Genomic DNA, 13,698 nt, shown 5'->3' with positions numbered 1-13,698 from the left:
CTCTTTTTCTAATTTCTGGGCTAGTTGAAGACTGTTGTATGTACGTGGTTCTTTTTTAAGGCATTCTGCTAAAAATTCTATGTCTTCTTCTTTCCACTTCGGTTTTCCCCCTCTACCTGGTAATTCCCAAAGCCCTTCCATACCTAGATGCAGCCATTTATGTAAAACCTCTCTCACTGTTTGTGGAGTCCAATTAAAATGAGTCGCTATTTTTTCAACGTACCAGCCATGTGCATTTAATCTAATTACTTCTGCTCGATCTTTTACTTTTTGTGGTACATCCGCAGTTCTCAGTTTTAATAGGGTTTTGTTTTGCTTTTGAGTGAGAAATACCCTTAATCTAGCGCCCATATATTGAGTTACCTTAGTAGATCTATTCTCTGTGTTTACTTATTTTAACATAGTTAGGTTTTTTCGCGCCGACCTACTTAGTTTTTGATTTACTGAATATATTTTTCTTGCTTGGATATCAGGGAGTTCATATTTTTTTCATTCTCAGTGGTTTTGGGCTGGCTTATTCAAGGATTTTAAAACCTGATGAAAGCTGGAGCATTTTTATGAAAAAAAAGTTTTTCCGGCTCTACCCTACCTACTGGATACTTTTAGTTGTATCTTTGATAATTCCTCGGTTAAGGTCAGATTTATTTTTCGGCTATTTTAATTGGTTCTCATTGTGGAGAAGTTTTATCATTCTCGATAAAGCAATACCATTTTCTTGGTTTATGTTTCCACTAATTCAATTTTATTTGTGTTTCTTGTTGCTCTTTAAATTTTTACAAAAATTTTCTGTTTCACAGTTTATTTGGACTTCTTTGTTAATTAAATTAACCTATGCATTTTTAATCTTAATGGTAGGCTTTAACCTATTTTTTCCAATAATAGGCGATTTCGGTTATCCAGGCTATTTAGCAATTTCAAGGTTATTTGAGTTTTGTTTGGGAATGGCAATGGCAAAGGTTTATGCAAATAATCCTAATCTATTAATTAATTACCTAACGAAACCAATCACAATAGCCCTAGCAATAATTTGTGAAATAGTAGGTATTATGGGTTCGTTAAAGTTTGCTAATCAAATAAAAATTTTAGGCGTAGCTTTTTCTTTTGGAATGTCTTTTTATGATGCCTTTATTGGATTTGGCATATTTGTGATTGTGTTTAATGTGTGTAGATTTTTGAGCAAATTATCTGACTTAACAACTAGATTTTTAACATGGCTTTCTCATATTTCTTATGAACTATACTTGACGCAGTTTATAGGGTTAATTATTATAAGAAAGTTTTTTATTGTGCTTGTTCAAGGTGAACCTCCTCTTTTGAGTGCTGGTCGTGCTATTTTAGTTTATGTATTAATGATTCAAATTTGTATAGTTATTGCTTTTTTATTACAATACCTAACAAACTGGATCACAAGTCGATTTAGATTAGCGAGGGGTCTCTTTACCTCGGGCATAAAATAACCTAAATTAGTAGTTAATAATCACGTGTTATTAAAAACTAGAATTTTGAATTTGTTTCTCGGCATTTTAATGACCCTCAGCCTAGAGTTGTTCATCGGAACGACAACTTTTGCTCAAAACATCGAAACAATTAAAATTTCCGGTACTGCTGCGGGTGTTAGCACTCGCTACATCGGTGCAGTCGAGGGCAATATCAATTTCGACATCAAAGATTTGCAAGATTTGGGAATTAATACCTACCGCCTTTACGGCGGGATGTCCCGGTGAGAACCTGAAGATGATCATGGTAAATACGGCTGGCCAAAAATATCCCAAATTTAGGCAAATCCAAATATAATTAATTGGGCGCATTGGGATCAGATTATGACTAATCCGCCCCAGGGTAGCGATTATTGGTGGTCGGGAGAACCCGGTACTGTTTGGCAAAGGAATGCCAAAAGTATTTTTAATAGTCTCAAACAAGCAAATATTCGCTCAGTTGTGAGTATTCGGAATGTTGATAGTAGCTGGCGGCCGAGTTGGGCGCTGCAACTGAATCCGCCGCGCGCAAAAGAAGATTGGAGCGAGTGGTTGGAACAGGTTTTTGCTACGGTTTATTGGCTGAATGTTCGCAATGATTACCGCGTTGATGATTGGGAAATTCACAACGAACCGGATAATCGCGATCGGGGTTGGGGTGGGACTAGGGCTGACTATTTTGAATTGGTTAAGGTGGCAAAAGATGCGATCGACTTTGTTTACCAAACTTATTTGCCTTCGCGCACTTACCGCATCCACGGCCCGAAAACCGTAGGCGGCAGCAATTGGCCAGCTAGTGCTTTGCAGGAAATACCGAATTATTTTGATACAGTCAATGTCCACAACTACGATGCAGATATTTCGGGTGCATCTCACTTTGGCAAATGTGTCAAAAAAGAGATAAAATGAAAAAGCTAGTAAAATCGTTAAATAAAGATGAGGCAAATAAAATGACACCATCAGACCAACAACAGCTAAAAGCCCACTTAAAAGCGGTAGCAGAAATTTTTTACAGAAATACAGATCCAACCGAGTTAAAAAGTTTTGAAAGTATAGAAAAATCAGTGCGAAGCGAAAATGTTATCAGAAGTCGGTCCAGAACTAGGTAGCTTTTTTTTTCATCAGTATCAGGAATTAAAACAGGAAAGCGCCGAAAAATAAAATCAATAATCGGCTCGCTCGACGTAAGGATTCAGGTCTAAAAACTTACAGCTCCAACGCTTATCTAGCAAGGGTTTCAGGGTTAAATTATGGCTTTTACCTCGCTCTGTTAATTGTCAATAAGTGACCAGAAATCAAACTTTCGCCCAGTTTATTGACAATAGACATTGATTTAGCATCAATCTACAGATCTAAAGTCTTTGCCCAGCAAGGAGTTATGTTACCTGAATCCTTACCGCTCGACATTACAGATAATCAGGCAAAATATTTTGGCTTAAAAGCTTAGAGTCAATTTAGTCCACTCATGGAAAATTGCTGTCTTTTAATCAGTGCCAATGAATCTTATCAAATGGCAGAAAAAGATTGGGAAAAATTTACGGGTATCAAAATTTCTCACAGTACATTACAAAGATTAGTCAACAGACAAGAATTTGAATTGCCTACATCTCAACAAGGAGTCAAAGAAATTACATTAGATGGCGGTAAAGTCAGCCTACGCAACGAAACAAAGGGCGAGAGCTGTTACTGGAAAGACTATAAAGCCGTGTGTTTAGATAATGTTTATTCGGGAGCATTTTTTCAAAACAATCAAGATTTAATTGAGGGGACTAATAGCCAAAAATTACTACATCCTATGTATTGCCTAGGGGATGGTCATGCCGGGATTTGGAACATATTTAAAGAAATTGGAGACAATGAACAAAGACAAGAAATCTTAGATTGGTATCATCTCAAAGAAAATCTCTACAAGGTAGGGGGTTCAATAAAAAAAATAAAATCAGTAGAAAATATGTTATGGCAAGGCAAACTTGATGAAGTTATAAATTTATTTAAAGACTTTAAAGCTCGAGCATTTAAAACGTTTTGCAATTATTTAGAGACCCATCGCTGTCGAATAGTCAATTACCAATACTACAAAGAAGAATCCATAAGTTCGATTGGTTCGGGAACAATTGAATCAATAATTAAACGCATTGGATTAAGGGTGAAAATATCGGGAGCGCAATGGAATATTGAGAACGTTTCGTCTATCCTTGCTCTTCGCTGTGCTTATCTCAACGGTCAACTTTCAATTTGATGTATTTGCCAAACTGAGATGCACCCGATATTTCTAACTACACCCGCCAAGTGCGCGGCTGGATGAACGGTACTGTCCGCGCTAACTCGCAGCTTTGGGTAGGAGAATGGGGAACTTACGAAATTAGCTACGGCGATTTATCTTTAGCTTTAAATTTGATTAAGAATTTGGCGTTGCTGAAAGGGTAATGATTTAAGTCGGTAAAGGAATAGTTTGATATTTCAGATAGTGCAGCAATAACCGTAGGGAAAACTTCAACATCTCAACCGACTTGGAGTAGCACAAGGTTTTGCGATGTAGTCGAGCTAGATAATGTCTTAGTCTAGTGTTTTCTCCTTCCACCCTTGTCATATACGTCTTACTGACAATGTGGTCAGCATCTTCGATAAAAATTGGATATACTGGCCAGCCGTCAGTAACATAAAAGAAACATTGCCAACACTTGACAATCCGCCACAAAGGCTTAAAAGTTTCTGCACTATGATCTCCGATTGTCCAGGCTAAGACTCCTGGTTGCTTGTGATTAACTGCTGTCCAAATCCAAAGTTTATTACGCTTGTTGCAAATGTTGGTCTGGAGTTCATCAAGGTCTGTAATTTCGGGGATTTCCTCGAGCTCAGGCGCATCAGGGATTTGGCAACCAGCTTCCCTTATCCAGTGGATGATCGTAGTGTGGTGGATTCCAGTGACTCGCTCTATGCCCCGCAGCCCCATACCATTGAGGTACATTTTCAGGCACAGTTGCTTAACATCGTCAGAATATTTCCAATCGCGATAGCTTTCGAGGAATTGGCGACCGCAGTGCTTGCATTTGTAGCACTGTCTCTCCGTACGATGACCATTCTTATATATCTCGCTTGAGTCGCAATTAGGACACTTCATCGGGATTAACCTCCGTCCACTCTACTTATTCCTCTTTTACCATTTTTACCATGATAACCATTAGTCTTTCAGCAACGCCTAGAATTTAATTCGAGGTTCCCAACCGGGGGATAATTATATTTACGGCAGTCACATATTCTGTTTGTACGACTGGGGTAAACAGGGACTGGCGGAAGGTTTGCTAGGTGATGAGGGAAAACGGCGCGCGGGCTACTATGCTTTGCGGATGGGAATTAGGGCATTGCAGGGCGGAAAAACTACATTTTTTCCTATCACTAACAGTTCGGATTTAATGGCAGTTGCAACTCTTGATGCTAGCAAGAATGTTTACTTGCTGGTTGTCAATGACCGAGCAACATCTTACACTGTTAATGCTGATATTTCGGAGCTGATAAAAACTGGTAATGGCACGGTGCGGGAGTTCTGTTCTAAAACAATGGATGAGGTTGTTGGTAGCTTAACGCTGAAGGGTGGCAATGCGAGTTTTGCGGTGGCGGGGAACAGCGCTATTCTCATCAAGTTCGATCGCCAGAATTGAAGCTCAAATCCTCTGGGCCATAATTGAGATAAGATAGAATTAGTTATGCTCAGAATTATTTATTTTCTGCCTATTTGGCCCTCGAACCCTCGAACCCTCGAACCCTCGAACCCTCGAACCCCTAATTCCACAGTTGCCATACCTAAGTCGTCCTGTTGTGATTCCCCTCCTGTCGCTGGTAAATTGGTAGCGTGCAGGTATCTTGCCTCAAACAGAATCCGAGCGAGAGTTCCGTTGAGGGCCAGAAAGTAGGGTGCAGTCTAGACAATCCCAGAAATTCTTGCTCGTAAACCCGCAGCAGTTAAGCTAGGCGAGGAATTGCCTGCCCGCCTTCGTGTCCGCCGTCTGGCAGATAGCATTGGTTCTGAAAGTCAGAAGCCGTCAATTATCAGGATATGGCACGGAATTAATTTTAAATGCCAAGATGCTGGAAGTAGGGGTGAGTTTAATCGTACAGAAACTTTGAGCGCGCTTGGAAATCTCGCGGGCAAAGCCTCTCAATCAATCTGCTGCTTGCGAGCGGGTTTTTCCAACAAATATCACTTTTATGCCCCCTGATGTTTATTCCCTCCCTCAGTCAGGTCATCAACCGCAATCCCCTCACCGTCACCCCTGAGACGCCCGTAGAAAAGGCGATCGAGCTGATGAGTAGCACAGGAGCCAGTTACGTCCTCGTGGTAGAACCGCGCGGGAATTTTCAACTCGGAAATCTCATGAACGGAACTTCCCGACAATCGCGGGAACAGTCGGGTTTCTACAACGGCGTACCGCGTGCGGTACACGCAGGAGGCAACGGGGTGCGTCTCAACGGCTCAAAAGCTCCCTATGCGGGCGGCCAGACAGTGCTGGGGATTTTTACAGCGCGAGATGTCGTACAGCTAAATTCGATCGGGGCTGCTTTGAGCGGATTTGCGATCGAGCAAATCATGATCCGAACCGTAACTGTAGCCCGAGAATCGGAAATTCCCGACTTTTTTGCCTTAGCAAATCTTTTGGAGAAAAATCAGATCGGCCATTTGCCGATCGTCAGCGAGGCTGAAGAACTTGTCGGTTTAATTAGCTCTCAAAGCTTGGTGCAAATGTTGCAGGGAATTGGGGAATCGACACCAAAAGCAATTAGCAGCGCTTCGCCACCTGCAGCTTTCGCGTTCCCTCCACCCCTGCCAATTCTGAATCAGAAATTAGAACTACCCGCAAATTTAATTAAACTTTATCAAATCCCTCAAATAGCAGGCTCGCGAATAATTCACGCTCCTTCTAATTCTTCGGTTCGCTATTTGGCGCAACTGATGTTTAGACACAATGTTAGTTATGTATTAATCACTGAAACTCCCGATCAACAATCGACTGGTGCGGCTCACAATTCCAAATTTACAAATCCCAACCTTCACAAACTGGTTGGGGTGGTAAGTTCGCGGGATATTGTGCAGTTGCAGGCGCTGGGAAGAGACTCTAACAAAATTAAAGCGGGAGCAATTTGCAGCAGTTCGCCGCCGCTGGTGCGATCGCACTCTACCCTCGAAGCAGCCGTCGCGCTGCTGCAAAAACACTACTGCCAGTTGCCTTTATTAGTCATCAACGAAACAAATCACCCGATCGGGATTATCAATCCTAAAACTATCCTTTTACAAGCGCTGGATTCAAAATCTCTGCATTCTGGCTTGATGGCTTTGCAGCGCCAGCTACAATCTAGCAACGCTCAATACAAAAAACTCTCTGCTGAAATACAGCGGACAGCAGCAAATAGCCACGAGGTGGCTGAAATTTCTCCCCACGGTTTCGCAGAGCGGCCAAATCTCCCCCCTGCAGTCAACAATCAGGGAATTTGGGACTGGAATCTCGAAACAGATGAGTTTTTTTATTCGGCGCGGTGGCAAGAAATGCTGGGCTACCAAGAAGGGGAAATCTCGAATCGCCGATCGGAATGGTGGAGTCGCATCCACCGAGATGATATTGACTCGGTAAAGGCAGCTTTAGAAGAACACTTCGCCCAAAAGACACCGGATTTTGCAGCAGAATATCGGATGTACTGTAAAGACGGCAGCACTGTCTGGGTGCTGAATCGAGGTCAAGTTTTACGCAGCGCTACCGGCAAACCGCTGCGGGTAGTAGGAACTCATACAGATATTACTCCAAACAAGCAGTTTGAAGTCAAAAACCGCGAGCACGATCTAGAACAATTCCATCTATTTGACTCTTTGAAAGCAACAGTAATTTTCCACATAGATGCGGCGGGAATTTGGAAATTTCTCAACCGCGCTTGGACGGAAATTACGAATTTTTCGGTTTCCGAAAGTTTGGAAACTAATTTTTTAGAGTGGGTGCATCCAGAGGAGCGCGAGCAATGTGCAAATTTATTGGAGTCTTTGCTGTCGGGGAAGTCGGAATTTGAACGGCGAGAACTGCGATTTAAGTCCAAGTCGGTTTCGGGTAAAAACTCCTTGGGAATTCACAGTAATTCCGGCTTTGTTTCCGTGGAACTATTTGCCCAAGTCCGGCGGAATTTCCAAGGCGAAATAGCGGGAATTTTCGGGACTTTGCACGATGTCTGCAACCGCCTCGAAGGAGTTGAGGAACTGCGGGAAAGCGAGCGGGCAATTCGCTCGCTCTACGAGGTAATGGTGACCTCGGAAGGCTCTTTTGACGATCGAACGATCCGGTTGCTGGCAATGGGTTGCAGTCAGTTTGGGATGGATATCGGGCTGTTGGGCAGGGTTTTGGGCGATCGCTACGAAGTGATTGCGGCTTATGTACCGGAAGATTTTCCCTTTGGGTTTGCTAAAGGAGACGGTTTTGCTTTGAGCAGAACCTTTGAGCGAGAGGTTTTGCGATCGAGCGAACCTATTTCTGTCGAATCGGTCGGCACTACTCAGTGGCGCAACCACCCCGCTTACAGCGTCCGCAAGTTGGAGGCTTTTGTGGGGACGAGGGTAATAGTGCAAGGGCGAATTTTTGGCACTTTGAGCTTTACTTCCCGCACCACTAAATCTCCTTTTAAACCGCTGAATTTTGAAATTTTAAAGTTGATGGGCAATTACATCGGCGCAGAAATTGCCCGCGAAGAGCGAGAGCGAACTTTGCAACGTCAGTACCAGCGCGTTTTACTACTCAAACAAATTACTCAAAAAGTGCGATCGACCTTAGATACTCAAGAAATTTTTCAGACTACCGCCACCCAAATCGGCCGCGTGTTTGGTGTCAATCGCTGTACAATTCATACCTATCTTTCCGAACCTTATCCCCACCTTCCTTGCGTTGCGGAATACTTAGAACCCGGTCACGAATCGGCTTTAGATTTAGAACTTTCTGTCACTTATAACCCGTACACCGAAAAACTCCTCGCTGAGGATATAGCCCTGGCATCTCCCGATGTGTTTGCCGATCCTTTGCTGGAATCTTCGGGGCCGATGTGCCGCCGCATCGGATTAAAATCTATGTTGGCTGTTCGCACTTCCTATCAAGGAGAACCGAATGGAATTATTACTTTGCACCAGTGCGATGCAACTCGCCAGTGGAATCCGGACGAAATAGAACTATTAGAAGATGTGGCCGCTCAAGTCGGCATTACCTTAGCTCAAGCACAACTTTTAGAAACCGAAGTTCAGCGACAGCGGCAGTTAGCCGAGCAAAATGAAGCTTTGGATCAAGCACGACAAGCGGCGGAAGTTGCTAATAGAGCTAAGAGCGAATTTTTAGCGACTATGAGTCACGAAATCCGCACTCCGATGAATGCGGTAATCGGGATGACGGGCTTGCTGCTGGATATGGAACTAACTCCTGAACAGCGGGATTTTGTGGAGACAATTCGTACCAGTGGCGATGCTTTGCTGACTATTATTAACGATATTCTCGACTTTTCCAAGATTGAATCGGGAAAATTGGATTTGGAACGCAGCCCCTTCGAGCTGCAAAACTGTATAGAAGAATCTCTGGAATTACTGGCTCCGAGAGCCTCAGAAAAAGGTTTAGAGCTGGCTTACTTTATTGATGATTCTGTTCCGAAAAACATTTTAGGGGATGTCACGAGGCTGCGCCAAATTTTGGTAAATCTGCTGGGCAATGCAGTTAAGTTTACAGAATCTGGAGAAATTGTGGTGTGCTGTACGGCTAGGCAAATTGAAGAGGTAGCTGCTAACAGTTCCCCAGATAAAATTAATATTCTAGAGCCGCGACCGCTAGCAATTAACCAGGGAGAGTTGGCACGTAGCAGACAATACGAGATTCAATTTGCTGTCCAAGATACGGGAATTGGCATTCCGCCAGACCGGATGGATCGCCTGTTTAAAGCTTTTTCGCAGGTGGATGCTTCGACAACGCGACATTACGGCGGGACGGGTTTAGGACTGGCTATCAGCCAGCGTTTGAGCGATATGATGGGGGGTACAATGTGGGTTGTCAGCCAGGTTACTCCGGGAAGTTCTAAGTCTCAACCGGCCGTTTCTGCGATCGGAAAAAGTATCGCTGGAAGGTCGCCTGCAGAATTTACTCCGCCGTCGATATCGGGTTCGGGTTCGATTTTTTATTTTACAGTGACTGCTGAAGCGAATGACATCCGGGCTGAGGAAAAAAGGCCCGAATTTGCCGCTGGTAAGCGCTTGTTAATTGTTGAGCATCATGCCATTAATCGGCAAGTTTTGATCCGGCAGGCAGAGTCTTGGGGAATGATACCCGTGGCTGTAACTTCGGGTGCTGAGGCTTTGGAAATCATCAAAGGAAACTCGCCGCTCGATTTAGCTATTTTGGCGATGAATCTACCAGATATGGACGGTGTGGCTTTGGCTGTGGAGATTCGGAAATTTGAGCTGAGCAATTTGTCCGGCGGCGACGGTCTAAATCCGAATGCCATCGTTAAAAACCCTCGCAAAATAGCACTACCTTTGGTGCTGTTTACTTATTTAAGTAAGGCCGAAGTTTGGAAAAAACTTGAAACTACAGAAGTACATTTTTCTGCTTTTTTAACTAAGCCTTTAAAACAGTCCCAGTTTTATAATGTGTTGCTGCAAGTTTTTGGATATGTTACTGGCCGAAGCGGCAGGGGAGAAGTTTCAAATGTGGTGACTTTGACTTCGGGATTGAAGTATTTTGAAAATTCTCAAGAACAACACCGCGTGCAGCGGACGCCTGCTGTTTTGAGGCAGGTTGCGGCGAATTCAGGCGGACAGGATGCAACTAATTCTAGTCAGATTCGGATTTTGCTGGCTGAGGACAATGTGGTGAATCAAAAAGTCGCTACGCATTTACTCGACAGGATAGGATATCGAGCTGATATTGCAGCTAATGGGTTGGAGGTTTTGGAGGCCTTGAAGCGGCAATCTTACGATGTTGTGCTGATGGATGTGCAGATGCCGAACATGGATGGGCTGGAAGCGACGCGCCGCATTTGTCAGGAATGGCCTGCTAACAAGAAGCCGAGAATTATTGCGATGACTGCTAATGCGATGCAGGGCGATCGCGAAAAGTGTCTGGAAGCAGGTATGGACGATTATATTACTAAGCCCGTGCGCCGAGAAGAGTTGGCGATCGCCTTGAGCAAGTGCTCACCTCTGAGTCGGGATGAATTGGATGCGGTTACTGAGCTAAACAATCAAGATATTTCTGATCGAGTTGACAGTGATGCTGCGGGCTCTTCGAGGGTTCAACCGGGAGCCGATTCGCCGATTGATTTTCATATTTTGCAAAATCTTCGCGAGCTAGACGATGATGAAGACCCAGATTTTTTGGGGGAGCTGATTAAGATATATTTAGAAGACGCACCGCAACATTTAGAAACTATTAAGGAGGCTATTTTTCTCGGCGATGCTGATAGTTTGAAGCTGGCTTCTCACACGCTGAAGTCGAGCAGCGCCAATTTAGGAGCCGTTTCTTTTTCTGCTGTTTGCAAGGAGTTGGAGTATATGGGTCGCGTGGCGGTTGAGTCTGGAGGGGAACAGGTTTTTGATGTGAGTACGGCGCGCGATCGCCTGTTGGAAGCCCAAGCGGAGTGGGAAAAGGTGCGGGCGGCTTTTGAGACGGAATTGGAAACGGGGAAGTTGCGATCGCAAATAGGGTAATTTGTTATATCAATTCCGGTTGCACTCCTCCGGAATTGTTGACTGTTGACTGTTGACTGTTGACTGTTTGAACAATACCGATGCAACCGGAAACGATATTATTTGTTATTTGTTGGTTTTTGGTTGTTAGTTGTCAGTTTCAATAACCAATGCGCCATGCCCAATGCCCATATTTAACTTTCACCTAAATACGCTTTGCGAACAGTTTCATTTGACTGCAAATCGCTAGCACTACCGGCGACTACAACCTGACCGGTTTGGATGACATAGCCGCGGTGGGCTACACTTAAAGCCATGCGGGCGTTTTGTTCCACCAGTAAAATAGTTGTTCCTTCAGCATTAATATCGCGGACAATCGCAAAAATTTGACTGACTAACATCGGTGCCAATCCCATACTCGGCTCGTCCAATAATAACAAGCGGGGGCGCGACATCAAAGCCCGGGCGATCGCCAACATTTGCTGTTCGCCGCCGCTGAGAGTTCCCCCTTTTTGACTAATTCTTTCTCGCAAACGAGGAAATAAATTTAATGCTTTTTCCATATCTGACTTGATACCGAGAGTATCGTTGCGGAGATAAGCACCCATTTCTAGGTTTTCTTGCACCGTCATTCGCGGAAAAATCAACCGCCCTTCGGGACTTTGAGAAATCCCCAAACGGACGATCGCCTCTGTAGATAGTGCTTCTAAAGGCTTTCCCTCAAATAATACAGTGCCCTGGCGCGGGCGCAGCAGTCCTTGAATTGTGCGGAGAGTGGTCGTTTTCCCCGCCCCGTTGCTGCCGATTAATGTCACAACTTCTCCCTGCGAGACTGTTAGCGATACTCCTTTGAGAGCGTGGATATTTCCGTAGTAGGTGTGAATGTCTTTAATTTCCAACATAATTGCTCTTTGTGGGCTATCTTTACATAAATTTTAATCAAAATATGGAGATATTTACCCATTAACCATGTCCATCTTCTTCTTTTCCCAAATATGCCTCAATTACGCGGGGATCTGAGCGAACTTCTGCCGGAGTTCCCTCAGCAATTTTAGTACCGTACTCCATAACACTAACGCGATCGCTAATTCCCATCACCACTTTCATGTCGTGTTCAATCAGCAAAATACTCAAATTCAACTCATCGCGAATCCGGTAAATAAAGCGAGTTAAATCAGCCGTTTCGTTCGGGTTCATCCCCGCAGTCGGTTCGTCCAAAAGCAAAACTTTCGGATCGGAAGCCAAGGCCCTCGCAATTTCCAATCTGCGCTGGTCGCCGTAGGAAAGGTTTTTTGCCAACTCCGGCGCTTTAGCAACACCTAAACCGACAAAATCAAGCATAGTGAGCGCTTTTATTTTAGCTTCCCGCTCCTCCAGATTCGCAGCAGGAGGGCGGAGGATTGCACCCAACAAACCTGTTTTCAATCGGCAGTGTCTACCTACTAAAACATTATCCAGCACAGTCATGTTGTTAAACAAGCGGATATTTTGAAAAGTTCTAGCAATGCCGAAAGTTGTCAGGCGATCCGGAGGTAAACCCGTGATATTCTTCTGTTCCAAAAGCAACTGACCCGCACTCGGTCTGTAGATACCCGTAAGCATATTAAAAAAAGTAGTTTTGCCCGCACCGTTGGGGCCGATCAAACTGGCGATCGAGCCTTTTTCTAATGTTAAACTAACCTGGTTAACGGCAGTCAAACCGCCGAATCGCATTGTAAGTTGGTGTGCTTCTAATAATGACATTTTGGTTGTGATTCCTAATATTAGTTAAGCTGTTATAGCTCAATACTCCGGACAGTTTTGGGAACGATACTACAAGCTTACGCAGGGCAAGGATCATAAAAAAGTCGAATTAAATGTAAGTCAGGGGTGGAGCTGACATTGATTTAATTAATCCACAGTGGCTCAAAGTCCTACAGAATAAGCCATTGGGCCATATAAAAACTGTCCGGACTATTGATAGCTGGGATTCTATATAATACCAAATCGGCTCTGTTAAAGTGCGTCAGCTTGGCTGTGGTGGGATGCTCGTTACCACACGGAAAGATTTGGGGATCGGAATGCGTTACAGAAAGTCTTGGGCTAAGCTTCATGACTGCGTTTCGGTTTAAGGTTTCCCCTTGAGTGTAAGGACAAAAAGGGTGGAAAATTAAATTACACTGCTAGTTTTTCATGGGGATGGGCTACTCTAGTAAGAGGGTATGTAGAGGCGGGAACTATGATAAAGCTTGGTTTGCTGGTGCGATCGCGAAGCGTCTCCGCAGAAAAATCGCCAAACAACGACTTAGGAATCGGAAAAGTTACCGAGCTATCTTACTCTACAGCAACGGTTGAATACTTCTGCTCAATTGGGCAACGCCTTGAAAAAACTTTACCCTTAACTTCGCTTTATAGAGTTCAACTCCCGCCTCAGACACGATGCTACATCCAGCCAGAAAGCCAGGATACATGGATAATTGGCCGAATTTTTGACTGGGACGAAGACAAAGGTCAGTATCGAATCGATCTACCCGATAAAAAGATAGCATGAGTTGC

At 44.0% G+C, this 13,698-nt stretch carries 11 protein-coding genes and 2 pseudogenes; 9 read left to right on the top strand and 4 right to left on the bottom strand.

Going from position 1 to position 13,698, the window contains the following annotated elements; all coding sequences use genetic code 11:
* The coding region (locus tag QUB33_RS20875; protein WP_333353610.1) for a helix-turn-helix domain-containing protein at positions 1-351 on the bottom strand (351 nt) is incomplete at its 3' end.
* Positions 352-443: 92 nt separating this feature from the next.
* On the opposite strand from QUB33_RS20875, the gene QUB33_RS20870 reads away from it, so the two are divergent.
* From QUB33_RS20870 to QUB33_RS20845, 6 genes and pseudogenes are all read left to right on the top strand, one after another.
* Complete coding sequence (locus QUB33_RS20870; RefSeq protein WP_333353616.1) at positions 444-1,457, top strand: acyltransferase family protein; 1,014 nt, start codon at positions 444-446, stop codon at positions 1,455-1,457.
* Positions 1,458-1,481: 24 nt separating this feature from the next.
* The gene (locus QUB33_RS20865) at positions 1,482-1,724 is read left to right on the top strand and encodes a hypothetical protein (RefSeq protein ID WP_333353607.1); all 243 of its coding nucleotides are present in this window, start codon (positions 1,482-1,484) and stop codon (positions 1,722-1,724) included.
* Between the two features lie 96 nt (positions 1,725-1,820).
* Positions 1,821-2,384 (top strand): hypothetical protein, encoded by a 564-nt coding sequence (locus tag QUB33_RS20860; protein WP_333353604.1) that lies wholly within the window; start codon positions 1,821-1,823, stop codon positions 2,382-2,384.
* Between the two features lie 41 nt (positions 2,385-2,425).
* Positions 2,426-2,653: pseudogene (locus QUB33_RS20855) on the top strand (ISKra4 family transposase); the annotation flags it as partial.
* A gap of 221 nt (positions 2,654-2,874) precedes the next feature.
* Positions 2,875-3,714, top strand: a pseudogene (locus tag QUB33_RS20850) (ISKra4 family transposase); the annotation flags it as partial.
* A gap of 62 nt (positions 3,715-3,776) precedes the next feature.
* Entirely contained in the window at positions 3,777-3,902 is a 126-nt protein-coding gene (locus tag QUB33_RS20845) for a hypothetical protein (RefSeq protein ID WP_333353601.1), read from the top strand.
* 4 nt (positions 3,903-3,906) lie between these two features.
* Here QUB33_RS20845 and QUB33_RS20840 read toward each other — a convergent pair whose 3' ends face one another.
* On the bottom strand, positions 3,907-4,596 hold the full coding sequence (locus QUB33_RS20840) for an IS1 family transposase (RefSeq protein ID WP_333351613.1): 690 nt from the start codon (positions 4,594-4,596) through the stop codon (positions 3,907-3,909).
* A gap of 142 nt (positions 4,597-4,738) precedes the next feature.
* Between QUB33_RS20840 and QUB33_RS20835 the strand changes: the two genes are divergently transcribed.
* Together QUB33_RS20835 and QUB33_RS20830 are read left to right on the top strand one after the other, a co-directional pair.
* Entirely contained in the window at positions 4,739-5,134 is a 396-nt protein-coding gene (locus tag QUB33_RS20835) for a hypothetical protein (protein WP_333353597.1), read from the top strand.
* A 557-nt stretch (positions 5,135-5,691) separates the two neighbouring features.
* A complete protein-coding gene (locus QUB33_RS20830) occupies positions 5,692-11,184 on the top strand; it encodes a response regulator (RefSeq protein WP_333353594.1) in 5,493 nt (1,830 codons plus the stop codon).
* Between the two features lie 173 nt (positions 11,185-11,357).
* Here the strand turns inward: QUB33_RS20830 and QUB33_RS20825 are convergent, their stop codons facing one another.
* Both QUB33_RS20825 and QUB33_RS20820 read right to left on the bottom strand, forming a co-directional pair.
* A complete protein-coding gene (locus QUB33_RS20825; RefSeq protein WP_041623339.1) occupies positions 11,358-12,065 on the bottom strand; it encodes an ABC transporter ATP-binding protein in 708 nt (235 codons plus the stop codon).
* Between the two features lie 61 nt (positions 12,066-12,126).
* Positions 12,127-12,906, bottom strand: a complete 780-nt coding sequence (locus QUB33_RS20820) for an ABC transporter ATP-binding protein (RefSeq protein WP_333353591.1) — start codon at positions 12,904-12,906, stop codon at positions 12,127-12,129.
* Between the two features lie 475 nt (positions 12,907-13,381).
* On the opposite strand from QUB33_RS20820, the gene QUB33_RS20815 reads away from it, so the two are divergent.
* Complete coding sequence (locus QUB33_RS20815) at positions 13,382-13,693, top strand: hypothetical protein (RefSeq protein WP_333353588.1); 312 nt, start codon at positions 13,382-13,384, stop codon at positions 13,691-13,693.
* Positions 13,694-13,698: the final 5 nt, after the last annotated feature.

It is taken from the genome of Microcoleus sp. B3-A4 (genome assembly GCF_036705385.1).
Taxonomy (GTDB): Bacteria; Cyanobacteriota; Cyanobacteriia; order Cyanobacteriales; family Microcoleaceae; genus Microcoleus.
The sequence above is the reverse complement of the archived record's forward strand: the minus strand, read 5'-3'. Positions and strand labels throughout refer to the sequence as shown.

Coding starts and splice junctions, on each gene's coding strand:
- QUB33_RS20860 (WP_333353604.1), top strand. CDS start 1,821: ATGACTAATCCGCCCCAGGGTAGCGATTATTGGTGGTCGGGAGAACCC.
- QUB33_RS20840 (WP_333351613.1), bottom strand. CDS start 4,596: ATGAAGTGTCCTAATTGCGACTCAAGCGAGATATATAAGAATGGTCAT.
- QUB33_RS20845 (WP_333353601.1), top strand. CDS start 3,777: ATGAACGGTACTGTCCGCGCTAACTCGCAGCTTTGGGTAGGAGAATGG.
- QUB33_RS20830 (WP_333353594.1), top strand. CDS start 5,692: ATGTTTATTCCCTCCCTCAGTCAGGTCATCAACCGCAATCCCCTCACC.
- QUB33_RS20825 (WP_041623339.1), bottom strand. CDS start 12,065: ATGTTGGAAATTAAAGACATTCACACCTACTACGGAAATATCCACGCT.
- QUB33_RS20820 (WP_333353591.1), bottom strand. CDS start 12,906: ATGTCATTATTAGAAGCACACCAACTTACAATGCGATTCGGCGGTTTG.
- QUB33_RS20815 (WP_333353588.1), top strand. CDS start 13,382: ATGATAAAGCTTGGTTTGCTGGTGCGATCGCGAAGCGTCTCCGCAGAA.